Raw genomic sequence first — 21,684 nt, forward strand, 5'->3', positions numbered from 1 at the left:
TCACTTCTTGTCGTCGTCGTCCACGACCTCGGCGTCGACGATGTCCTCGTCGTCACCGGAGGCCGGGGCGCCGTCGGTCGCACCGGCACCGGGGGCACCGGCCGCGGCCTCGTCGCCCTGCGACTGGGCGTAGATCGCCTGGCCGAGCTTCGTCTGGCTCTCGTTGAGCTTGTCGAAGGCGGGCTTCACGGCGGAGGCGTCGTCGCCGGCGAGGGCCGACTTGAGCGCGTCGACATCGGCCTGCACGTCGGACTTGACGTCCTCGGGCAGCTTGTCGTCGTTCTCCTTGATGAGCTTCTCGATCGAGTAGACGAGCTGCTCGGCGTTGTTGCGGGTCTCGTTCTCCTCGCGACGCGCCTTGTCCTCGGCCGCGTGCTCCTCGGCCTCGCGGACCATGCGCTCGATGTCGTCCTTCGAGAGCGACGAACCGCCGGAGATGACCATCGACTGCTCCTTGCCGGTGCCCTTGTCCTTCGCGGACACGTGCACGATGCCGTTGGCGTCGATGTCGAAGGTGACCTCGATCTGCGGCACGCCACGGGGGGCCGGGGCGATGCCGGTGAGCTCGAAGGTGCCGAGGTTCTTGTTGTCGCGGGTGAACTCGCGCTCGCCCTGGAAGACCTGGATCGCGACGGACGGCTGGTTGTCGTCGGCCGTGGTGAAGGTCTCGCTGCGCTTCGTCGGGATCGCGGTGTTGCGCTCGATGAGCTTCGTCATCGCGCCGCCCTTGGTCTCGATGCCGAGCGAGAGCGGGGTGACGTCGATGAGGAGGACGTCCTTGCGCTCGCCCTTGAGGACGCCGGCCTGGAGCGCGGCACCCACGGCGACGACCTCGTCGGGGTTGACGCCCTTGTTGGGCTCGCGACCGCCGGTGAGCGACTTGACGACCTCGCTGACGGCGGGCATGCGGGTCGAGCCGCCGACGAGCACGACGTGGGCGATGTCGGAGACCGAGACGCCGGCCTCCTTGATCACGTCGTGGAACGGCTTCTTCGTGCGCTCGAGCAGGTCGCTGGTCCACTGCTCGAACTGGGCGCGGGTGATGGTCTCGTCGAGGTTGAGCGGACCGTTCGCCGTGAGCGTCAGGTAGGGCAGCTGGATGCTCGTCGACATCGACGACGAGAGCTCCTTCTTGGCCTGCTCGGCGGCCTCCTTGAGGCGCTGCTTCGCGATCTTGTCGGTCGAGAGGTCGACGCCGTGCTCGCTCTTGAACTTCGTGACGAGGTGGTCGACGATGCGGTTGTCCCAGTCGTCGCCGCCGAGGCGGTTGTCGCCCGAGGTCGAGCGCACCTGGATCGTGGAGAACTCGTCGTCCTTGCCCACCTCGAGCAGGCTGACGTCGAACGTGCCGCCGCCGAGGTCGAAGACGAGGATGAGCTCGTCCTCCTTGCCCTTGTCGAGGCCGTAGGCGAGGGCGGCCGCGGTGGGCTCGTTGATGATGCGCAGGACGTTGAGCCCCGCGATCTCGCCGGCCTCCTTCGTGGCCTGGCGCTCGGAGTCGTTGAAGTAGGCCGGCACGGTGATGACCGCGTCGGTGACGTCCTCTCCGAGGTACTGCTCGGCGTCGCGCTTGAGCTTGCCGAGGGTGCGCGCCGAGATCTCCTGCGGCGTGTACTGCTTGCCGTCGATGTCGGCCTTCCAGTCGGTGCCGACGTGGCGCTTGACCGAAGCGATGGTGCGGTCGACGTTCGTCACGGCCTGGCGCTTCGCGGTCTCGCCGACGAGCACCTCGCCGTCCTTCGTGAACGCGACGATCGACGGGGTCGTGCGGAGCCCTTCGGCGTTCGCGATGACCGTGGGCTCGCCGCCCTCGAGGACGCTGACGACCGAGTTGGTGGTCCCGAGGTCGATTCCTACTGCACGTGCCATGTGCTGGTGCTCCTTCTGTCGGTGCGGTGAGGGGAAGTCGTCGCGGACTTGCGTCCGCTGCGCTCAAGTCTACGCCTGAGTCGGGTCGTGTCAAGTTCGCGTGATGCATCGACTGCACCTTTGTTGACTTCGGAACTCTGCCATGAGATATTTCTCATCCCGCCCCGCCGCGTGATCGCGTGATCCGCGCGGCCCGACTCCGAAAGACACCTCGACATGAAGTCATCCCTTCGAGCTGCGGCCGCCACGAGCCTCGCCGCAGCCCTGGTCGTCAGCGGACTGGCCTCCGGGCCCGCCGCCCTGGCGGCAGAGCCCGACGCCGAGCGCGGCACCGCCACCCACGTCGGCCAGGCCGGTCGCACCTTCTCGCTCGTCAGCCAGAAGGTGGGCAGGAGCGAGTTCTGGGCGTCCGTCCCGGGCCAGAGCGGCCTACAGCGGTTCTCCTCGCAGGAGGCCGCCGAGGCCGCGGCCACGACCTTCCTCCCCGTGATCGCCGGTTACGAGCGCGACGGCACCCCCCTCTGGGTCCTGTACGACGCCGACACCTACGACGCCGCCGGGCGCACGGGCAAGTGCGCCTACACCACGGGCGTGGGCCTGTTCTGGGGAGCGATCCGCACCTGCGACCTGACCGGGACCTCCTACGTCTGGACCTGGTCGCCGTCGGGCACGTGGAGGAGCTCCCTGGAGCGAGCGGACCTCCAGCCCGTCGTCCGGACGATCACCAACAACGCCTCCGGCTTCGACCTGGGCAACCCTCAGGGGAGCCACCGATGGACCACCGTCCCCGTCGACCCCGTCGCCGAGGACCCCAGGCCCCTGACCGCCTCGGTGCAGGAGACCGACGTGCGCTGGGGCAAGGCCGTGCTGAGCGGTGGAGCTCCCGCGAACGCCACGCGGATCCGCGTCACCTACCAGCTGTTCGACTCGACCCAGTCCATGCTGGTGGACCCGGACACCGCCACGGGCGACTGGTCCGCCGAGGTCCTCGGCCTCGGGCCCGGCTCCAACCCCGTCAGGGTCGAGGCGCTGGAGGGGGCGACGGTCATCGACCGCGTGGACCTCGACGTCGACCTCGCTTTCACCCCTCCGAGCGCGGTGGCCACCTTCCCCGGCGACCGCGCCCAGAACGTGACGCTGGCCGGACGGGGCCAGGCCGACTCGACCATCGACGTGATGCGCGGCCAGCAGCGGGTCGGCCGGACGACGGTCCGCCTCGACGGCACCTGGACGCTCGCGATCGCGGCGCCCGGCTCGGGCGGCGACGAGCGCCTCGGGCTCACGCAGTCCCTGCGCGGCTACGACGCCGGCTCCGGCGAGGTCGTGGTCCCCTACGGGCCGGCCGTCACCATCACCTCGCCGGGCGAGGGGACCGAGATCGACCCCGCGCACCCCGAGCTCACGGTGTCGGGCACGGGTGAGGCGGGGGCACCCGTCGTCCTCACCAACGAGGGCGACTACCTGCCCGGCACCCCGGCCGAGGAGCGTGTGCTGGCCCGGGGCAGGGTCGGTGACGACGGCCGTTACCGCCTGACGACCGGTCCCCTCCCCGACATCGAGCAGCACCTCGTCGTCACGCAGCAGGGCAAGGGCGCGAACACCACCCGCGCGGAGCTGACCGTCAACCCGGGCCTGACGGGAGCGCCCCGGTTCAGGGTGACGAACCCCGACGCGGCGCAGATCGCCGCGGGCTACGCCCCCGGGGGGTCGTACACCTTCACGGGCACCGGCACTCCGGGCTCCACGGTGACCGTCCAGAACGCGAAGGGCCTGCTGCTCGGGACGACGAAGGTCGGCTACGACCGCACCTGGTCGTGGACGCGCAGCGACATGGGTGCCTACACGTGGGTCATCGACTTCGTCCAGGACAAGGGCCAGGCCGGGCAGAAGACCGTCCGGATCGCCGACTTCAAGCCGGCCGCGTCGGCAGCCACCCCCGTGGTCGTGACGAAGCCCGCGGACGTGTCCGTCGGGTACCTCGCGAACAGGCCGTTCACGTTCGAGGGCACCGCCCGCGCCGGGGCGACCGTCACCGTGCAGAACGCCAAGGGCACCCTCCTGGGCACCACGACCGCCGACGCGAGCGGCCGGTGGTCCTGGACCAGGGCGAACATGGGCACCTACGCCTGGACGCTCGACTTCATCGCCGACAAGGGCCAGGTCACCCAGCAGCAGGCTCGCGTGGCCGGGTTCAAGCCGCTGCCCCTGGGTGCTCTCGCCCTCGTCGATCCCGACGCGGCGCGCATCCAGGCCGGGTACGCCCCGAACGCCCCGTACACCTTCCGTGGCGTCGGCAAGGCGGGGTCGACCATCACGATCCAGAACCTCAAGGGCCTGCGCCTCGGCACCGCCACGGTCGCCGCCGACGGCACCTGGTCGTGGACCCGCGCCGACATGGGCACCTACATCTGGCGGCTGAACTTCGTCCAGGACCAGGGCACCGCCGCCGAGCAGGTGCTCCGCCTCGACGCCTTCGGCCCCGCCAGCTGACGGTCGTCCCCACGCCCGGGGCCGGGCGCGGAGCACACCTCCCGCCCGGCCCCGGCCCCCTCGTCCGCGACGCCCTGCTCGCCGAGGACGACCACCGCCCCGAACGAAAGGCCCACCATGCGCACCGCACCCCTCGCCGCCGGCCTCTCCGGCCTCGCCCTCGTCGCGGCCCTCACCGGCTGCACGACCGGCTCGCACGACACGACGTCCGCGTCGGGCTCGCCCACCCCCACCGCGACCGGGCAACCGGACAACGTCTGCGTCGACGACGTCGCCTACCTGCAGTTCCGCGACGACGTCACCGAGCTCGACCTGCCCGACGGCTGCCGGTCCGTCGTCGTCCTGGGCGACGGCGGCACCGCCACCATCGGCCCCTCCGACGACCTCACGGTCATGGGAGACGGCAACACCGTGAACGCCGAGACCCTCCGCCGGGTCGACGCGTCCGGCAACGACAACGTCATCACCTACACGGGGGACGAGCCCGAGGACCTCAGCGACGGTCAGGGCAACACCCTCAAGGCCCGCTGACGACCGGTCACAGCGCCCGCGACGGAGGCCCCGACCCCTGGTCGGGGCCTCCGTCGTGCTCGGGGTCCGCCGGGGAAGGTCCGTCGTCCGGCGCCCGGGCACCGCGCCTCGGGCGCGCCCGGCGACCGTAGGCTCGAGACGTGAGCCCCGAGACCGAGACCCCCGGCGACCGTGGCGCTGACGACGGCCACCGCGAGCCCGGCGACCGGGCACCTGGCGGCACCGGCTCGGAGGGTGCCGTCGGCGCGGAGCCCGCGCACGGCGTGGGTCCCTGGCCCGGCGGCCCCGGGGCCTGGCCCGACGACCGACGCCTCGATCCGCAGCTGCTCCGGGACGGCGATCGGCGCAACGTCGTCGACGGGTACCGCTACTGGACGATGGAGGCCATCGTCGCGGACCTCGACGAGCGTCGGCACCCGTTCCACGTCGCCATCGAGAACTGGCAGCACGACCTCAACATCGGGTCGATCGTGCGCAGTGCCAACGCGTTCCTCGCCGACACCGTGCACATCGTGGGCAGGAGGCGCTGGAACAAGCGCGGCGCCATGGTCACCGACCGCTACCAGCACGTCGTGCACCACCCCGACGTGGCCGCGTTCGTCGCCTGGGCCCGGGACGAGGGGCTGACCGTCGTCGCCGTCGACAACGTGCCGGGTTCGACGCTCGTCCACCGCACGGCGCTCCCGGAACGCTGCGTGCTGCTCTTCGGGCAGGAGGGCCCGGGCCTCTCGCCCGAGGCGCTCGCCGAGGCCGAGCTCGTGGTCGAGGTCGCCCAGTACGGTTCGACGCGCAGCATCAACGCCGCCGCGGCTGCCGCGGTCGTCATGCACGCCTGGCTGGTGCAGCACGCGGACGACCCCCGCCCGCAGGGGCCGTCGTCGCCTGCGCAGGGAGCCTAGGGCGAGATCCGGACGCGGTCGCGCCCGCCGGCACCGTCGCTGCGCACCGCCGCGGGATCGAGGTCGCAGGGGACCAGCGGAGGCACGGCCGTGTGCGAGATCAGGGGGTGCACCGGCCGGTGGGCCTGTTCGCCGGGTGCCGTGAGCTCCTCGTGCAGCTTCTCGCCGGGGCGCAGGCCCGTGAACACGATGTCGACGTCGCGCCCCGACATCTCGACCATGCGGCGGGCGACGTCGAGGATCCGCACGGGCTCGCCCATGTCGAGCACGAGCGCCTCGCCCGGTGCGCCCACGGCTCCTGCCTGGACGACGAGCTGGCACGCCTCGGGGATCGACATGAAGTACCGCGTCGCGTCGGGGTGGGTCACGGTGAGCGGGCGGCCCTGCTCGATGAGCGAGCGGAACAGGGGCACCAGGGAGCCGCGGCTGCCGAAGACGTTGCCGAAGCGCACGGACAGGTAGCGGTGGCCCGTGCGGGCGGCACGATCGGCCGTGAGGCGCTCGGCGAGCCGCTTCGAGCGACCCAGGACGCTGGTCGGCGCGGCGGCCTTGTCGGTGGAGACGTTGACCACGGTCGTCACGCCGACCGCCTCGCACGCGTCGAGCACGTTGAGCGTGCCCATGACGTTCGTCTGCCAGGCCTCGAGCGGGTACTGCTCGAGCATGGGCAGGTGCTTGAGCGCGGCCGCGTGGAACACCACCTCGGGGCGTCGCTCGCGGAACACGGCCTGGAGGGCCCCGGCGTCGCGGATGTCGGCCAGGACGACGTCCCCCGTGTCGAGCAGCCCGTGTCCGCTGATCGCCACCTGGACGGCCTGCAGGCCGGTCTCGTCGCGGTCGAGCATGAGGAGCTCGGCGGGTCGCAGCGCCGCGATCTGACGGCAGAGCTCGCTGCCGATCGACCCGCCCGCGCCCGTCACGAGCACGCGTCGGCCCCGCAGGTAGTCCGACGCCGCCTCGAGGTCGATGTCGACCGGTCGCCGGCCGACGAGGTCGTCGAGCGAGAGGTCGCGCAGGTCGCGGGCACGGGCCCCACGACGGAGGACCTCGTCGAGGGGCGGGAGCACGAGCACGTGCGCCCCGGCCGCCGTGGCCACCGCGTCGACCTCGCGCAGGAGGGCCGAGTCGGCCCGGGCCACGGCGACGACGACGGCCTCGGCACCGGTCTCGTCGAGCACGCGCACGAGCTCGTCCGTCCGGCCGAGGACGGGCACGCCGTGCACGCGGCGGTGCCGACGCGCGGGATCGTCGTCGAGGAGCCCGACGGGCAGCACGGGCGAGGCGGGGTCGAGCACCAGCTGGGGGACCAGGTGCTCCGCCACGTCGCCCGCACCGATGAGCAGGGCCCGGGTGCGCCCCTGTCGCGGGGGGCCGTCGGCGGAGCGGGGACGGCCGGGCGCGCGGCGGGTCCTCGCGCGCCGGAGACGGTCGACCAGGGCGGGGCGCGGGGTCGTCAGGGTGACGACGTGACGACGGTGCGCGTCGAGGGCGCGCCCCTCGGTCGCGACGGCCTCACCGACGGCGGGCGGGCGGGGTGCGGAGGGCTCGGGCACGAGGCCTCCTTTCGGTCGGGCCTTGGACGATGCGATCTGACATGTTACACATCTCCCGACCGTGCCGGTAGGGCGCGCGTTACGGTGGGGCCATGACCACGAACCTGCTCGGCGTGCCCGAGACCCTGCTGCCCGACGACCCCGCCGTGACGGGGGCGCTCGCGACGCGACCCGTCGCCGAGGTCGTCGCCGAGCATCCTGCGTCGTCGCTCGCCTGGGCGCTGCTCGCCGACGAGGCCGACGCCCGCGGCGCCGTCGTCGAGGCCTACGCCTACGCGCGGGTGGGCTACCACCGCGGCCTCGACTCGCTGCGGAAGGCCGGCTGGCGCGGCCAGGGGCCCGTGCCGTGGCGGCACGAGCCGAACCGCGGCGTGCTCCGGTCGCTCTGGGCGCTGCGTCGGGGCGCCGCGGCCATCGGCGAGGAGGCCGAGGTCGAGCGGCTCGACGCGTTCCTGCGCGACGCCGACCCGACGGCCGTGGACCACCTCGAGGGCCGGGCCTGACGCCGGGGGCACCGCCCTCGGGGCGCGGCGGGGCGGGGCGTCGGTGCGGCGGTCCTCCTGACGCCCCGGGCCCCGCTCAGCCGATGAGCGAGGGCCGGAGGTCGCGCTGCGTCCGGTGCCGCGTCATGCGGCGGACCGCCGCCCAGGCGAGCAGCAGCGCGCCGAGCAGCCAGGCGCCCAGGACGAGCGCGTCCTCGCCCGCCGTGACGAGGCTGCCGCCGTACATCAACTGCCGGAGGGCGTCGATCGCGTAGCTCATCGGCAGCGCGTGGTGCAGGGCCGCCAAGGGGGCGGGCAGCGTCTGCCACGGGAACGTGCCGCCGGCCGAGACGAGCTGCAGGACCATGAGCACGAGGCCGAGGAACTGCCCGACGCTGCCCAGCAGCACGTTGAGCGTGAGGATGATCGCGCCGAACGTGGCCGAGGCCAGGACCATGAACGACACCGTCGCCACCGGGTGCACCACCTCGAAGCCGAGGGCCAGCCGGACGATCGCGAAGAGCGCCACCATCTGGACGACGCCGAGCACCAGGGGCGTGGCCCAGCCGGCGAGGACGACGCGCGCCGGCCGCCGCACGGCCGTGACCGCCCGCTTCGAGAACGGCCGGACGATGAGGAACAGCGCGTACATGCCGATCCACGCGGCGAGGCTGACGAAGAACGGCGCGAGGCCTGCTCCGTAGCTGCCCGCCCGGGTCACGGCGTCGTCCGTCACCGAGACCGGGTCGCCGATCGCGTCGGCCTGGGCGTCGCGGCCCGAGGGCGTGCTCGCGGGGATCTGCGTGACGCCGTCCTGCAGGCCGTCCCGCAGGGTGGCGCTGCCGTCACGGGCCGTGACGAGGCCGTCGCGCAGGCTCGTCGTGCCCGTCGAGAGCGCGTCGAGGCCGTCGGCGAGGGTCGAGGCGCCGGAGGCGGCGCTCGCGGCGCCCGTGTCGAGCTGCGCGGCGCCGTCGGCGGCGCTCGCGATGCCGTCGGCGAGGGCGGGCGCGGCCGACGACAGCTGCGCGGCACCCGACGAGACCTCCTCGGCACCGTCGGCCAGGGCGCCGACCTGCCCGTCGAGCTCCTGCAGCCGCTGGTTCGCCCCGAGCACCTGCTCGCGCACGGGCTGCACCGCCTCGTCGACCGCGCTCGCGATCGCGGCGAGGCGGGCCGGGTCGTCGGCGAGCGACGGGTCGGCGGTGAGCAGGGCCTCACGGAGGGCGTCCTGCGCGGCCTGCTGGGCCTCCTGCGTGCCCGCCGCGTCCACGTCGGCCTGGCTGTCGGTCGCGGCCTCCTGGACGCCGTCGGCGAGGGTGCGGTTGCCGGCGGCGACCTGCGCCGCGCCGTCGGCCAGGGCCCGGGCCTGCGCGGGGAGGTCCGTCGTCGAGGACCGCAGCGTCTGCAGCCCCGTGTCCAGGGCGGACGCACCCGGGGCCAGCTCGTCGAGGCCGTCGCTCAGGGAGCGGGCACCCGTCGCGGCGTCGCCGGAGCCCGTCACGAGCTCGTCGGCGCCGGAGACCGCGTCGACGAGGCCGGTGTTGAGGTCGCCCGCGCCCGTCGCGGCCTCGCCCAGGCTGGTCCGCACGTCGCTCAGCCCCACGAGCAGCTGCGACGCGGCCTCCGTGCCGACCCGCTCGGCCACCGAGGCCCGGATCGACTTCGAGGCCTGCTCGGCGATCGTCGTCGCCAGGTAGCTGTTCGTGTCGTCCGTCGAGAGCACGATCTGCGCGCGGCGCGGGGAGTCGCCCGACGCCGAGGCCAGGTCGGCCGAGAAGTCGGACGGGATCGTGAACGTGAAGTCGTAGGTGCCGTCGTCGAGGCCGCGGCGCGCCTCCGCGGCCGACGCCTCGTGCCAGTCGAAGTCGCCGCCCTCGAGCACCTGCTCGGTGACGTCGTGGCCGTAGTTCGTCGCCACGCCGTCGACCGTCGCGCCCGCGTCGGCGTCGACGATCGCCGCCGGCACGTGGCTCAGGTTCGAGTACGGGTCCTGGTTGGCCCACAGGTAGAGGCCGCCGTAGAGCAGCGGCACCGTCATGAGGGCCGCGAGGGCCAGGCGGGCCAGCGGCGTGCTCGTGAGGCGCTGCAGCTCGGTGCGGACGAGGGCGAGGATCGTCACGGTGCGTTCCCTTCGGGGAGGGGGGCGACCTCGTCGTCGTCGGGGAGGGTGGGGGAGGAGGGTGTGCTGGTGGGCAGGAGGTCCGTCACCGGGGAGAGCGGGGCGACCCGGGCCTCCTGGGCGGTCAGCTCCGCGACGGCCGCCGCAGCCGCGACGCTCGTCACGACGAGCACGACCGTGCCCCGGGCGGCGAGGTCGTGCACGATCGCGAGCCAGTCGGCGACGTCGCCGCCGTGCCGCTCGGGCGAGGTGACGACGAGGCCGCGCACGCCCGGCCGCAGCAGGGCCGTCTCGGTGAGCAGCCGGAGGCGCGCGGCGGCGGGCAGGGACTGCATCCGGGTGCGCGCGTGCTCGGCGAGGCCGACCGCGTCGAGCAGCTCGGCGACGGTGGCCCGGTCGGTGCGGTGGCCGGCGAGCGCGAGCTCCTCGCGCGCGACCTGGTCGACGCGCAGGGAGGCGAAGGGCTCGGCGACCTCGGGGGTGTCGACGAGGGCGAACGCGGCGCGGACCGCGGCGTCGTCCTCGACCCCGTCGAGCGTGACGCGTCCGTGGTCGGGGCGCATGCGGCCGCCCGCGACGAGCGAGGCCAGCACCGGCGCGTCGAGCGTCTCGACCGCGACGACGCCCGGCAGGAGGTCCGAGGCCGTCGCCGAGAGCGGCGGCAGCGCGGCGCCGGGCCCGTCGCCGATCGCGACGTCGTGCAGCTCGAGCCTCACCGGACGGCCGCCTCGGGCTCGGACGCGGCCCCTGCCGCGCTCGCCGTGGCGGCGTCGGCCCCGCGGAGGTCGCCGGCGTGCGCGTCGAGCTGCAGCTCCGGACGGGTGCGCACCAGCTCGTCGGCGGAGCGCCAGTCGAGCCCGACCATGCCGAGCACGGTCACGACGACGAGACGGTGCCCCTCCGCGCGGCTGAGGTCGGTCACGGCGGCCTCGTCGAGGACCGCCAAGGCCGCGCCCTCGACGAGGCGGGCGAGGCGCGCGGGATCGACGTCGTGGCGCATCCTGCCCTCGGCGGTACCGCGTCGGACGATGTCGAGCACGGCCCCCCGGAGCGGAGCCAGGGCTGCGGCCACGTCGCCGACGAGCGGGCCGCGGACGGTGATGCGCGCCAGGACGCGCACGTGCTCGACCTGGGCCCAGAGCTCGGCGGCCAGGGCGGCGAGCTGCACCAGCGGGTCGTCGATCGCGGCGGGGCGGGCGGCCCGGGCGACGCGCGACGCGCCCCGGAGGGTGACCTCGCGGACCAGGTCGTCGCGCGTGGCGAAGTGGCCGTAGACGCTGCGGCGCGAGAGGCCGGCCTCCGCGGCGATGGCCTCGAGCGGCACGGCGGGGTCGCGGTTGAGCAGGGTCACCGCGGCGGCGACGAGCGCCTCGCGGTTGGCCGCGGCGTCGCGCCGGGTGGCGCGGGGTGCGGGTGGGGTCGACATGGCCTTCATCGTACGATCTTGCACACGCGTGTGCAAGATGGGCGGGGTGCGGGGTGCGGGGTGCGGGGTGCGGGGTGCGTGGTGCGTGGTGTGTGCGGGTGCGGGGCGGTGCGAGGTGGTCGCGTTCGGTGCCGAACGCGACCAGGAGGCGGCGCCGCGCCGTCAGGGGCTGGCGGCAGGCCCCCTGCGCGCGCCTCCTGGTCGCCTTTTCCGCCTCCGAGGGAGGGTAGCGCACGTGGGATGTCAGATGTCGGTGCAGGGCCGACGGGGGCGGGGAGGGCGCGGTACGGTCGGGCGGTGACCCTGGACGACGCCGCCGACGAGCTCGCCGCGTGTGCGCCCTCCGAGTTCGTCGCCGCGCGCGACGCGCTCGTGCGCCGCCTGCGGGACGACGGCGACCGTGAGCTCGCGGGCCGGGTGGCGCGGCTCCGGCGGCCGTCGGCCTCGGCCTGGGTCGTGAGCGCGCTCGTGCGCTCCGGCGACCCCGTGGTCGACGAGGCCGAGGCGCTCGGCGAGCGCTTCCGCGAGGCGCAGGAGGCGGGCGACCGCCGGGCGCTCACGGCCGCGTCCGCCGACCGCAAGGCCCTCGTCGCGAGCTGGCGCCGTCGCGCCCGCGAGGTCGCCCGCGCCGCCGCGCAGCCGCTGAGCCCTGCCGCCCTCGACGAGGTGGACGCCACCGCCCGGGCCGTCGTCGCCGACCGCTGGGCCGCGGCCGCCGTGCGGACCGGGCGCCTCGTGCGCGGGCTGCGCGCCGACGGGCTCGGCCCGGTCGACCTCGACGGGGCCGTGGCGGGCTCGGGTGCAGGAGGCGCGGGTCGCCCCGGTGCGGACGTCGCGGCCGAGCAGGCCCCTGCTCCCGCCTCTCCGCGGTCCGGCCGGGGTGCGGGCGCCGGGGCCCGTGCGGACGAGGCCCGCCGTGCGCAGGAGGCCCGTGCCGAGGAGTCCCGCCGTGCCGCCGAGGAGGCCGAGGCCGCCGCGGTCGCGGCCGACGGCGAGCTCGAGCGGGCGGAGGCCGCGCGGACCGAGGTCGAGGACGGCCTCGCCGACGTCGACGCTCGTCGTGCGGGCCTCGCCGACCGGCTCGAGGAGCTGCGCCGTGCCCTCGCCGCCCTCGAGGACGAGGGGACCGCCCTCGACCGTGAGCAGCGCGACCTCGAGCGCGAGCTTCGGCGTGCCTCCGACACCGTGCGGACCGCCCGCCGTCGAGCCGTCACCGCCCGGCAGCGCGCCGACCGCGCCCGCTGACCCGCGCCTCCTGCGCGCCCGCTCCTGCCCGGCTCCCCGGTGCCCGCTGCCCCGCCCCTGCCCCCTGCCCCCTGCCCCCTGCCCCCTGCCCCCGGCCCGCCCCGGCCCTGCCTGGCCCTGCCCGGCCCAATGGCGCAAAAGGCGACCACGGCGGACAGTCGCTAGGGGCACAGGACGTGCTGCGCGGCGTGTCACCGGCGAGATGTCGCGTCCGGCGCCGGACGCGACAGGTGCGCCGTGCCGCCGCTCGTCCCCGGGGCCGCTCCCGACGGTGCCGCTGCTCGTCGAGGTGACCCGAACTGCTGCTCGGGCTGCGCTGGCGCGGCAGTTCGGGTCACGTCGACGCCCTGGGCGGGACGAGGGTGCACCCGGCGGGGACGGGGCCCCCGAGGGGCGGTCGGTGCCCGCAGGAGGTCGGGGCCAGGAGGCCGGGACCGGGGCCAGGAGGCAGGAGGCGGGAGGCGGGAGGTAAGGAGGCAGGAGGCAGGAGGCAGGAGGCAGGAGGCAGGAGGCAGGAGGTAAGGAGGCCAGAGGCCAGAGGCCAGAGGCCAGAGGCCAGAGGCCAGAGGCCAGAGGCCAGGGGGCATGGCCAGGAGCCAGGAGCCAGGAGCCAGGAGCCAGGAGCCACGAGCCACGAGCCCAGGGCCGCGACCCGAGGGGGCCCGGGGGCCAGCTGCGCACCCGGGCCGTCGGGACAGCAGGCGCACCCGCGAACCCGCGCCCCCGCGCACCCGGGCCGTAGGGGCAGCAGGGCCAGCCGGCCCTCAGGGGAGCAGGTCGCGCAGCTCCTGCTCGTAGCGGGCGCAGACCGACGGCCACGTGTAGTCGCCCTCGGCACGGGCGAGGGACACCTCGCTGAGGCGCTGCTGCTCGGCCGGGTCGCCGAGCACGCGCGCGACCTCGCGGGCGATGGACCGGGGGTCGGGCGCCACGAACGCCCCGTCGCCGCCGAGCACCTCGCGGTTGTAGACGGTGTCGCGGGCGACGACGGGCGCCCCGGCGAACATGGCCTGCACGAGCGCGGGGTTGGTGCCGCCCACGCTGTGCCCGTGGAAGTAGGCCCCCGCGTGCTGCCAGAGGGCGTGCAGGCGGGCGTCGTCGCTGACGTGCCCGAACCAGTGCACGCGCTCCTCGGCCTCGGCGAGGCCCCGGACGAGCTCGTCGAGCTCGCCGCCGTAGCCGGTCGAGCCCACGATGACGACGTCGTGCGTCGCAGCGAGCTCGCGGGCGGCCTCGACGAACTCGACGACGGTGTTCTCGGGCACGAAGCGCGCGACGACGAGCGCGTAGCCGCGGTGCTCGAGCCCCGGCTCGACGGGCAGGGGCGGCACGGGGTCGCCGCCGTAGGGGATGAACGCGCCCTCGACGCCGAAGTCGGCGCGCCAGCGGCGGACGATCTCGTGCGCGTCGCCGACGAGCCGGTCGGCGAACCGGGCGCTCATCCACGCGCCGGCCCGGAAAGTGAGCTTGGCGGCGCGGCCCCACTTGGCGCGCTCCCACTCGATGCCGTCGACGTTGAGCAGCACGGGGATGCCGCGCAGACGCAGCAGCGGCAGCCAGAAGCCGTTGGCGACGTTCATGACGAGCACCGCGTCGGGGCGCTGGCGCAGGGCGTCGAGCACCGCGGTGAGCCCGTAGGACAACGTGCTCAGCGAGGTGCTCTCGACGCCGCGCGTGCGGCGGGACCGGACGCGGCGGTCCCGGCTCGGGTCGCCCGGGCGGGTGGAGCCGTGGCGACCGTAGACGGTGACGTCCCACCCGGCGTCGGCCAGCGCAGGGGCGAGGCGGCGCACGGCGGTCTCGAAGCCGCCGTACCAGCTCGGGTAGCCCCGGGTGCCGATGACCGCCACCGCGGGGCGCTCGCGTCGGGGTCGTCCGGTCGTCGATCGTCGTGCTGCCATGCGCGTGCGTCCGTTCCCCCGGGGAGGGTCCCCGGGTCGGCGACGGTCGGGCCCGTCGCGCTGACGGGACCGTACCGCACCAGGAGGCCCGGGTGCAGGCCGAGAGCGGGTCCGGCCCGCCGTCGCCTGCGACCCGTCGGCGCCCGCCGCCCGGCTGACGGGCACGCCGGGCGCCCGGCCCTCCCCGCGGCTCAGGCGGCGGCGTGCGGGTGCTCGGCCGGGTCCGCCCAGACGGAGGCGGCGGCCCGGGCGGCGAGCTCGACGGTGCCGGTGGCGCCGGTCGCGGGGTCGGTGACCTCGAGCTGCAGCGAGTCGGCGTACTCGCGGCGGGTGCCGACGAGCACGTGCGCGCCGATCCGCAGGCCGAGCTGCCCCAGGTAGCGCAGCAGCTCGGGCTCGTCGTCGGCGACGCGCACGACCGTGCCGCAGCGGCCCTCGGCGACGTCGCGGAGGCGCGTGCCGACCGGGCGCACGACGGTGCCGTCCGCCGCGGGGATCGGGTCGCCGTGCGGGTCGGCGGTGGGGTGGCCGAGCTCGTCGTCGAACCGGGCGAGCAGCCGGTCGCTCACGGCGTGCTCGAGCACCTCGGCCTCGTCGTGCACCTCGTCCCAGCCGTAGCCGAGCTTCTCGACGAGGTAGGTCTCGACGAGGCGGTGCCGCCGCACGGTGCGCACGGCGACCTCGCGGCCGAGCGGCGTGAGCGTGACGGGGCGGTACGGCTCGTACTCGAGGTAGCCGTCGCGCGCGAGCTTGCGGAGCGTGCCCGACACGGTCGAGGCCCCGACGCCGAGCGTGGCGGCCAGCTCGTTCGTCGTGATGCTGCCGGGGGTGCCGTCCGGGGCGGGCCACTCCTCGGCCTTCCAGATGACCTTGAGGTAGTCCTCGGTCACGGTCGACGGCATGCCTCGACCCTAGCCCGCGTCGCCCACCGGGCACGACGGCAGGAGGCCGTCGCAGAGCAGGTCGACGCGCACCGCGTACCAAGCGTCCTCGAGGTCGTCGTAGGAGCCGGCCGTGACGCCGACGACGCGGCCGTCCTCGAGGCGCAGCAGCGGGCCTCCTGACGACCCCTCGCTCGTCGCGGCGTCGGACTGCAGCTCGCGCTCGTCGTCGTACGAGAGCACGCCCGAGGTGACCGTGCCCTCGAAGCCGCCGGGAGCGCCCACGGCGACGACGACGTCGCCCCGGCGCCAGGCGTCGCCGAGCGGCAGCGGGGCGAGGTCGACGTCGGCGTCGAGCACCGCGAGGTCGCGGTCGGCGTCGGCGCCGGTCACCGTGGCGGGGTGCTCCTCGCCGTCGGCGGTCGTGACCGTGAGGGCGCCGCTCGCGGGGGCCGTGCAGGCCTCGACGACGTGCGCGTTGGTCACGAGGGCGGAGCCGTCGCGCGCCTCCTGCCCGTCGTCGACCGCGAAGCCGCTGCCCTGCAGCCCCGCGCAGCGCACGGTGACCACGGAGGGGCGCGCCGCCTCGGCGACGTCGGCGACGGAGCGGACGGCAGGGCCGGAGTCCCCGGTCGACCCGGGCGCACCCGTCGCGACCGGCGTCGCGGCGTCGTCCGTCGTGGCCGCGACCAGCGCGACCGTCGTCACGCCCCACCCGACGAGCGCCACGACGGCGACGGCGAGCGCGGTCCCGGCGAGCCGACGGGCCCGACGGTCCGCGGACCGGTCCGGGGCGGGCCGCACGGGACCGGACCCGGAGGGGGAGGTCGGGGCGGCGTCGGGCCGGGGCTCGGGCGTCGGTCGGTCGGTCACGTCGCGACCCTAGCGGTCCTGCCGGGCCCGGCCCGTGCCTCCTGCGCCTCCTGCGCCCCGCCCCCGCGACGTCCCCCGCAATGGGGTACGCGCCCGGGACGCGGCGTGCGCCATGATCGACCTCGGGTAAGCGCCACCGGTCTTCGGGGACCGGGCGGCCGGGGTGGCCGCGGTGGGGACCGCGGTCATCCTCTCTCGACCGGCCCTCGCCCCGGGCCCGGTCCGACGACGCGGTCCGACGCCGCCCGGACGTCGCTCCCGGTAGGATCGAGTGCACCCGCACGGTGCGTCCCCGACCACGAGGAGAGACCCATGCCGGCAGTCGTCATCATCGGAGCCCAGTGGGGCGACGAGGGCAAGGGCAAGGCCACCGACCTCCTCGGCAGCCGCATCGACTACGTCGTGAAGTTCAACGGCGGCAACAACGCCGGCCACACGGTCGTCATCGGCGACCAGAAGTACGCCCTGCACCTGCTGCCGTCCGGGATCCTCACCGAGGGCGTCACCCCCGTCATCGGCAACGGCGTCGTCATCGACATCGAGGTGCTCTTCCACGAGCTCGACGCGCTCATCGCGCGCGGGGTCGACGTCTCGCGCCTCAAGGTGAGCGCCAACGCGCACGTCATCACGCACTACCACCGCACCCTCGACAAGGTGACCGAGCGGTTCCTCGGCAAGCGCCAGATCGGCACCACGGGCCGCGGCATCGGCCCGACCTACGCCGACAAGATCAACCGCGTCGGCATCCGCATCCAGGACCTCTTCGACGAGAACATCCTGCGGCAGAAGGTCGAGGCGGCCCTCGAGCAGAAGAACCACCTGCTCGTGAAGGTCTACAACCGTCGCGCGATCGAGGCCGACGAGATCGTCGAGTCGCTGCTCTCGTACGCCGAGCGCCTGCGGCCGATGGTCGCCGACACGGGGCTCGAGCTGCACCAGGCGCTCGAGGCCGGCAAGACGGTCCTCTTCGAGGCCGGCCAGGCCACGATGCTCGACGTCGACCACGGCACCTACCCGTTCGTGACGTCGTCGTCCTCGACCGCAGGAGGCGCGGCCACCGGCTCCGGCATCGGCCCGGGCCGCATCGACCGCGTCATCGGCGTCGTCAAGGCCTACGCCACGCGCGTCGGTGCCGGGCCGTTCCCGACCGAGCTGTTCGACGAGTCGGGCGAGTTCCTCCGCGCGGCCGGCTTCGAGTTCGGCACGACCACGGGCCGCCCGCGCCGCACCGGCTGGTACGACGCCCCGATCGCCCGCTACACGGCCCGCATCAACGGCGTCACCGACTTCGTGCTCACCAAGCTCGACGTGCTCACGGGCCTCGACGAGATCCCGGTCTGCGTCGGCTACGACGTCGACGGGGTCCGCCACGACGAGGTGCCCGTGTCGCAGAGCGACTTCCACCACGCGACGCCGATCTACGAGCGGTTCCCGGGCTGGACCGACGACATCACCGGTGCCCGTGAGTTCTCCGACCTGCCGCAGACGGCCCAGGACTACGTCCTCGCGCTCGAGGCCATGAGCGGCGCCCGCATCTCGGCGATCGGCGTCGGGCCCGGCCGCGACGCGATCGTGCAGCGGCACGACCTGCTCGAGGCCTAGCGCCGCGTCGCACCGCTGATCTGCTCGCGCACGGCGCAGCGGCCCGGTGCGCGGGCAGGCGCGGGGTGCCAGGGGCGTGACGTGCCGGTGCGCGCGGCGTGCAGGAGGCGCGGCGTGCCGGCGCGTGCGGCGTGCAGGAGCCGTGGCGCGCCGGCGCGTGCGGCGTGCAGGAGGCGCCGCGCGCGTCAGGACGGGCGTGCCGCGGAGTACGCCGTGCCCAGGAACGCGAGCAGCGCCGACCCCGTCGCCACGAGGGTGGGCACGGCGGCGTCCCAGCGCGCCCGGAGCCGCGGGGGCGCGCCGTCGACGGACGGGGCGCGGGGGAGCGGGGGCTCGCGGGTGCTCGTCGATCGGTCGGACATGGTGATGTAAAATATCATGTTCCCCACCGACCGGAGGCGACCATGCCCACCCCCGAGAGCGACGGCGACGAGCCGACGACCCGCATCCGCGACCGTCGAGGGGCCCGCGGGCGGGCGCGTCCGGAGCCCCGGGCGCGCGGGCTGGGGGTCCTCGCCGTCCTCGTGGTGGTGCTCGTCGTCCTCGTGACGGTCGCCGCCGCGGGGGCCACCCTGTGGGTCGGCCACCTGGCGCGGAGCTGGAGCGCCGGGCTGGGCGCCGTCGAGGACCACCCCGGCACGCGGATCGACCACGTCGCGGTCGTCGACGCCGGGGACGCCGATCGTTCGCCGAGGGGGACCACGGTCGGGTGCCCGCCCCGCTGAGATCGGCGCCCGCCGACCGGGTCGCCGATGGCGCCGTGCGCGTGCACGGGACGACCGTGACCGGCGACCCGTCGATCGTGCTGCGCGACGGGCAGCACGTCGTGGCCCGGCGTCAGCGCCCGTCCGACGAGCGGGGCGCTGCCGCGACGGATCGGACCGTCACGGGGCGCCCCGGGTGCTGCCGTGCCGACGCGGTGGTCGGCGCGACGACCGTCAGGCCGAGCGCTCGGCCGAGGCCGCCGCGGTCGCGACCTCGCGCACGAAGTCGGGGAGGTCGTCGGGCGTGCGCGACGTCACGAGCGTGAACCCGCCCTCGACGTCGGTGACGACGCTGCGGTCGACCCAGCTGCCGCCGGCGTTGCGGACGTCGGTCGCGAGCGACGGGAACGAGGTGAGCTCCTTGCCCTGCACGAGGCCGGCCTCGACGAGCGCCCACGGGCCGTGGCAGATCGCCGCGACGGGGCGGCCCGACGACGCGAAGGCCTTCACGAGGCCGACGGCCGTGTCGTCCTGGCGCAGCGTGTCGGCGTTGATGGTGCCGCCGGGCACGAGCAGGAGGTCGAAGTCGGCCGCGTCGACCTCGCTGAGGGTCGTGTCGGGGCGGACGCTCTCGCCGGGGTCCTTGTCGCCCACGAGCGTCTCGACGGGCTCGGTCGACTGCGCGGCGACGACGACGGTCGCTCCCGCGTCGCGGAGCTCACGGGCGGGGACGACGAGCTCGTCCTGCTCGACGCCGTAGTTGGTGACGATCGCGAGCACGCGGCGTCCGGTGAGGTCGGTGGTGGCCATGTCGGTCCCTTTCGTCGTGGCCCGGAGGGGGCCGGTGGTGGCCCTGGTGCGGGCCGGTGGTGCACGGCGACCGGTCTACGCCGGGCGGCTGGGCGTGCGGTCGGTGCGCCGTCCCCCGGGCGCGCCCCGTGCCTCCTGACGCCCTAGCGCACCCCGACGGACCAGCGCGCCCCGATCGCTCAGCGCGCGTCCAGGATCGGGGCATGGACTTGGCCCCATGACCCTGGACATCGCCTACACAGCCATCGCCCACGCCACCGGTGGAGGCCGCGACGGCCACGTCCGCAGCGAGGACGACCGCCTCGACTTCGACACGCGTCCCCCCAAGGAGCTCGGCGGGTCGGGCGAGGGCACCAACCCCGAGCAGCTCTTCGCCGCCGGCTACGCCGCGTGCTTCCTCAGCGCCATGCACTCCGTGGCGCGCAAGCTCGAGGTCGACACGACCGACGCGGCCGTCTCGGCCAGCGTCGGCATCGGCGACAACGGCGACGGCGGCTTCGGCCTGGCCGTCGAGCTCGACATCTACGTGCCCCAGGTGCCGGCCGAGCGCCGCCAGGAGCTCGCCGACGCCGCGCACCACGTCTGCCCCTACTCGAACGCGACCCGCGGCAACGTCGAGGTGACCCTCACGCTCGTCGACTGACGACCGGTCCCACCGCTCGCGACGCCCGTGCCCCCGTCAGGAGGCGCGGGCGTCGCGACGCGCGCACGGCACCCTGGCTAGGCTGCGGGGCATGGCCTCCGACACCCCCCTCGACAGCCCCCTCGGGTCCGACTCCGCCCTCGACGGCGAGGACCGCGCCGCGCTCGACGAGCTGAACGGCATCCGGCAGAGCATCGACAACATCGACGCCGCCCTCGTCCACCTGCTGGCGGAGCGCTTCAAGTTCACGCAGTCGGTCGGCCACCTCAAGGCCGCCGCGGGGCTCCCGGCCAGCGACCCCGAGCGCGAGCGCGTGCAGGTGGCGCGCCTCCGCGAGCTCGCCGAGCAGTCCCGGCTCGACCCGGCCTTCGCCGAGAAGTTCCTCTCCTTCATCGTCGCCGAGGTGATCCACCACCACGAGCAGATCGCTGCCGGCGGCGACGCGTGAGGCGCCTCTACGTCGGTGCGTACACCGCCGTGAGCGGGGGCTCCGGTGCGGGGCTGACGGTGCTCGAGCGCGAGCACGCGGAGGACGCGTGGCGCGCGGTGCAGGTCGTCGAGGTCGACGACCCGTCGTTCCTCGCCCTCGCCGGCGGGGCCCTGCACGCCGTCTCCGAGACGACGGTGGGCCGTGTGCTCAGCTGGCCCCTCGTCGACGGACTGCTCGGGGAGCCCGCCCTCGTCGCGGCAGCCGGCGGTGCGGCGCCCTGCCACGTCGCCCTCGACCCGTCGTCGGGAGCGCTCGTCGTCGCCGCCTACGTCGGCGGCACGGTCGGCGTGCTCTCGGCCACGACCGCCGACCCCGAGCGCGCGACCCGCACCCTCGCGCTGCCCCCCGGCACCGGTCCCGTCACCGCACGGCAGGAGGCGCCGCACGCGCACCAGGTCGTGCCCACCCCGCGCGGCACGGTGCTCGTCGCCGACCTCGGCGCGGACCGGCTCCACGAGCTGCGGGTCGACCCGCTCACCCTCGTGCCCGACGTCGTCGCCGTGCACGACCTGCCCGCCGGCTCCGGGCCCCGGCACCTCGACCACCTCGGCGACCGGCTCGTCGTGGCGGGGGAGCTCGACGGCCACGTGCACGTGCTGCGCCGCGACGGTGAGCGGTACGTGCTCGAGTCGTCGGTGCCCGCCTTCGAGGGCGCGGGGGAGCACGACGTCGAGCGCGTGCTGCTCTCGCACCTCGCGGTGCACGACGGCCGCGTCTACGTGGCCGTCCGCGGGCGCGACACGATCAGCGTGCTCGAGCCCCGGGTCGGTGCGGCGGGTGACCAGGGCGACGCCGCGTCGCTCGCCCTCGTCGCCGAGGTGCCCTGCGGTGGCGCCTGGCCCCGGCACTTCGCGATCGTCGACGACGTGCTGGTCTGTGCCAACCAGGGCGACGACACCGTCGCGTTCCTGCCCCTCGACCCGGCCACGGGCGTGCCCGGGCCGGCCGTGGAACGGCTCGCGCTCGGCAGCCCTGCCTGCGTCGTCGCCGCCTGACCCGCCGCGCACCGGACGCCGTACCGCAGCACGTCCGCGACACCGCGGCACGTGCCAATGTGCCGCGGTGTCGTCACCGTGCCGCGGTGCGCGCGCCGGGCGCCGGGCGGCCGGGCGGCCGGGCGCCGGGCGGCGGGCGCCGGGCGCCCGGCTGGCGGGCTGCTCCGCGCC

At 75.2% G+C, this 21,684-nt stretch carries 20 protein-coding genes; 10 read left to right on the top strand and 10 right to left on the bottom strand.

Annotated features, from left to right (window positions below; translation table 11 throughout):
* On the bottom strand, positions 1 to 1,869 hold the full coding sequence (gene dnaK, locus ACYVHQ_RS07695) for a molecular chaperone DnaK (RefSeq protein WP_460511730.1): 1,869 nt from the start codon (positions 1,867 to 1,869) through the stop codon (positions 1 to 3).
* Positions 1,870 to 2,085: 216 nt separating this feature from the next.
* On the opposite strand from dnaK, the gene ACYVHQ_RS07700 reads away from it, so the two are divergent.
* The 3 genes from ACYVHQ_RS07700 to ACYVHQ_RS07710 all read left to right on the top strand — a co-directional run bounded on the left by ACYVHQ_RS07700 (position 2,086) and on the right by ACYVHQ_RS07710 (position 5,789).
* Entirely contained in the window at positions 2,086 to 4,359 is a 2,274-nt protein-coding gene (locus ACYVHQ_RS07700) for an Ig-like domain-containing protein (protein ID WP_460511732.1), read from the top strand.
* Between the two features lie 117 nt (positions 4,360 to 4,476).
* Positions 4,477 to 4,890: a DUF3060 domain-containing protein gene (locus ACYVHQ_RS07705; protein WP_460511733.1), complete on the top strand. Its 414-nt coding sequence runs from the start codon at positions 4,477 to 4,479 to the stop codon at positions 4,888 to 4,890.
* 140 nt (positions 4,891 to 5,030) lie between these two features.
* A complete protein-coding gene (locus ACYVHQ_RS07710) occupies positions 5,031 to 5,789 on the top strand; it encodes a TrmH family RNA methyltransferase (protein WP_460511735.1) in 759 nt (252 codons plus the stop codon).
* Here the strand turns inward: ACYVHQ_RS07710 and ACYVHQ_RS07715 are convergent.
* Complete coding sequence (locus tag ACYVHQ_RS07715; protein WP_460511737.1) at positions 5,786 to 7,342, bottom strand: polysaccharide biosynthesis protein; 1,557 nt, start codon at positions 7,340 to 7,342, stop codon at positions 5,786 to 5,788. The two genes, ACYVHQ_RS07710 and ACYVHQ_RS07715, sit on opposite strands and share 4 nt — an antisense overlap.
* 92 nt (positions 7,343 to 7,434) lie before the next feature.
* Between ACYVHQ_RS07715 and ACYVHQ_RS07720 the strand changes: the two genes are divergently transcribed.
* Positions 7,435 to 7,845, top strand: a complete 411-nt coding sequence (locus tag ACYVHQ_RS07720) for a DUF3151 domain-containing protein (protein WP_460511739.1) — start codon at positions 7,435 to 7,437, stop codon at positions 7,843 to 7,845.
* 76 nt (positions 7,846 to 7,921) lie between these two features.
* Here the strand turns inward: ACYVHQ_RS07720 and ACYVHQ_RS07725 are convergent, their stop codons facing one another.
* Genes ACYVHQ_RS07725 through ACYVHQ_RS07735 form a run of 3 tightly spaced genes read right to left on the bottom strand, consistent with a single transcriptional unit; the run spans position 7,922 to position 11,369 of the window.
* Positions 7,922 to 9,943: a YhgE/Pip family protein gene (locus ACYVHQ_RS07725; RefSeq protein WP_460511741.1), complete on the bottom strand. Its 2,022-nt coding sequence runs from the start codon at positions 9,941 to 9,943 to the stop codon at positions 7,922 to 7,924.
* On the bottom strand, positions 9,940 to 10,659 hold the full coding sequence (locus tag ACYVHQ_RS07730) for a P-loop NTPase family protein (RefSeq protein ID WP_460511743.1): 720 nt from the start codon (positions 10,657 to 10,659) through the stop codon (positions 9,940 to 9,942). The genes ACYVHQ_RS07725 and ACYVHQ_RS07730 overlap by 4 nt, the downstream gene beginning before the upstream one ends.
* Entirely contained in the window at positions 10,656 to 11,369 is a 714-nt protein-coding gene (locus ACYVHQ_RS07735; RefSeq protein ID WP_460511745.1) for a TetR/AcrR family transcriptional regulator, read from the bottom strand. The genes ACYVHQ_RS07730 and ACYVHQ_RS07735 overlap by 4 nt, the downstream gene beginning before the upstream one ends.
* A 297-nt stretch (positions 11,370 to 11,666) precedes the next feature.
* On the opposite strand from ACYVHQ_RS07735, the gene ACYVHQ_RS07740 reads away from it, so the two are divergent.
* Complete coding sequence (locus ACYVHQ_RS07740) at positions 11,667 to 12,614, top strand: hypothetical protein (RefSeq protein WP_460511746.1); 948 nt, start codon at positions 11,667 to 11,669, stop codon at positions 12,612 to 12,614.
* A gap of 764 nt (positions 12,615 to 13,378) precedes the next feature.
* On the opposite strand, the gene ACYVHQ_RS07745 is transcribed toward ACYVHQ_RS07740, so the two are convergent.
* From ACYVHQ_RS07745 to ACYVHQ_RS07755, 3 genes are all read right to left on the bottom strand, one after another.
* Positions 13,379 to 14,515, bottom strand: coding sequence for a glycosyltransferase (locus ACYVHQ_RS07745; protein WP_460511748.1), 1,137 nt, complete (start codon positions 14,513 to 14,515; stop codon positions 13,379 to 13,381).
* Positions 14,516 to 14,706: 191 nt separating this feature from the next.
* Positions 14,707 to 15,417 carry a metal-dependent transcriptional regulator gene (locus ACYVHQ_RS07750; RefSeq protein WP_460511750.1) on the bottom strand — a complete coding sequence of 237 codons (711 nt, stop codon included), beginning with the start codon at positions 15,415 to 15,417 and terminating at the stop codon, positions 14,707 to 14,709.
* A gap of 9 nt (positions 15,418 to 15,426) precedes the next feature.
* Positions 15,427 to 16,269, bottom strand: coding sequence for a S1C family serine protease (locus ACYVHQ_RS07755; protein WP_460511752.1), 843 nt, complete (start codon positions 16,267 to 16,269; stop codon positions 15,427 to 15,429).
* 312 nt (positions 16,270 to 16,581) lie between these two features.
* Here ACYVHQ_RS07755 and ACYVHQ_RS07760 point away from each other — a divergent pair, with 312 nt between their 5' ends.
* On the top strand, positions 16,582 to 17,871 hold the full coding sequence (locus ACYVHQ_RS07760; RefSeq protein ID WP_460511754.1) for an adenylosuccinate synthase: 1,290 nt from the start codon (positions 16,582 to 16,584) through the stop codon (positions 17,869 to 17,871).
* 185 nt (positions 17,872 to 18,056) lie between these two features.
* Here ACYVHQ_RS07760 and ACYVHQ_RS07765 read toward each other — a convergent pair whose 3' ends face one another.
* Positions 18,057 to 18,233, bottom strand: a complete 177-nt coding sequence (locus ACYVHQ_RS07765; protein WP_460511756.1) for a hypothetical protein — start codon at positions 18,231 to 18,233, stop codon at positions 18,057 to 18,059.
* A gap of 42 nt (positions 18,234 to 18,275) precedes the next feature.
* Here ACYVHQ_RS07765 and ACYVHQ_RS07770 point away from each other — a divergent pair, with 42 nt between their 5' ends.
* Positions 18,276 to 18,596, top strand: a complete 321-nt coding sequence (locus tag ACYVHQ_RS07770; protein ID WP_460511757.1) for a hypothetical protein — start codon at positions 18,276 to 18,278, stop codon at positions 18,594 to 18,596.
* A gap of 213 nt (positions 18,597 to 18,809) precedes the next feature.
* Here ACYVHQ_RS07770 and ACYVHQ_RS07775 read toward each other — a convergent pair whose 3' ends face one another.
* The gene (locus tag ACYVHQ_RS07775; protein WP_460511759.1) at positions 18,810 to 19,385 is read right to left on the bottom strand and encodes a type 1 glutamine amidotransferase domain-containing protein; all 576 of its coding nucleotides are present in this window, start codon (positions 19,383 to 19,385) and stop codon (positions 18,810 to 18,812) included.
* 223 nt (positions 19,386 to 19,608) lie between these two features.
* Here ACYVHQ_RS07775 and ACYVHQ_RS07780 point away from each other — a divergent pair, with 223 nt between their 5' ends.
* From ACYVHQ_RS07780 to ACYVHQ_RS07790, 3 genes are all read left to right on the top strand, one after another.
* Positions 19,609 to 20,028 carry an organic hydroperoxide resistance protein gene (locus ACYVHQ_RS07780; protein WP_460511886.1) on the top strand — a complete coding sequence of 140 codons (420 nt, stop codon included), beginning with the start codon at positions 19,609 to 19,611 and terminating at the stop codon, positions 20,026 to 20,028.
* A 91-nt stretch (positions 20,029 to 20,119) separates the two neighbouring features.
* On the top strand, positions 20,120 to 20,476 hold the full coding sequence (locus tag ACYVHQ_RS07785) for a chorismate mutase (RefSeq protein ID WP_460511761.1): 357 nt from the start codon (positions 20,120 to 20,122) through the stop codon (positions 20,474 to 20,476).
* Positions 20,473 to 21,513, top strand: coding sequence for a lactonase family protein (locus ACYVHQ_RS07790; protein ID WP_460511763.1), 1,041 nt, complete (start codon positions 20,473 to 20,475; stop codon positions 21,511 to 21,513). The genes ACYVHQ_RS07785 and ACYVHQ_RS07790 overlap by 4 nt, the downstream gene beginning before the upstream one ends.
* Positions 21,514 to 21,684 lie beyond the last annotated feature (171 nt).

Source organism: Frigoribacterium salinisoli, from assembly GCF_054781095.1.

Coding starts and splice junctions, on each gene's coding strand:
- dnaK (WP_460511730.1), bottom strand. CDS start 1,869: ATGGCACGTGCAGTAGGAATCGACCTCGGGACCACCAACTCGGTCGTC.
- ACYVHQ_RS07700 (WP_460511732.1), top strand. CDS start 2,086: ATGAAGTCATCCCTTCGAGCTGCGGCCGCCACGAGCCTCGCCGCAGCC.
- ACYVHQ_RS07705 (WP_460511733.1), top strand. CDS start 4,477: ATGCGCACCGCACCCCTCGCCGCCGGCCTCTCCGGCCTCGCCCTCGTC.
- ACYVHQ_RS07720 (WP_460511739.1), top strand. CDS start 7,435: ATGACCACGAACCTGCTCGGCGTGCCCGAGACCCTGCTGCCCGACGAC.
- ACYVHQ_RS07735 (WP_460511745.1), bottom strand. CDS start 11,369: ATGTCGACCCCACCCGCACCCCGCGCCACCCGGCGCGACGCCGCGGCC.
- ACYVHQ_RS07745 (WP_460511748.1), bottom strand. CDS start 14,515: ATGGCAGCACGACGATCGACGACCGGACGACCCCGACGCGAGCGCCCC.
- ACYVHQ_RS07750 (WP_460511750.1), bottom strand. CDS start 15,417: ATGCCGTCGACCGTGACCGAGGACTACCTCAAGGTCATCTGGAAGGCC.
- ACYVHQ_RS07760 (WP_460511754.1), top strand. CDS start 16,582: ATGCCGGCAGTCGTCATCATCGGAGCCCAGTGGGGCGACGAGGGCAAG.
- ACYVHQ_RS07765 (WP_460511756.1), bottom strand. CDS start 18,233: ATGTCCGACCGATCGACGAGCACCCGCGAGCCCCCGCTCCCCCGCGCC.
- ACYVHQ_RS07770 (WP_460511757.1), top strand. CDS start 18,276: ATGCCCACCCCCGAGAGCGACGGCGACGAGCCGACGACCCGCATCCGC.
- ACYVHQ_RS07775 (WP_460511759.1), bottom strand. CDS start 19,385: ATGGCCACCACCGACCTCACCGGACGCCGCGTGCTCGCGATCGTCACC.
- ACYVHQ_RS07785 (WP_460511761.1), top strand. CDS start 20,120: ATGGCCTCCGACACCCCCCTCGACAGCCCCCTCGGGTCCGACTCCGCC.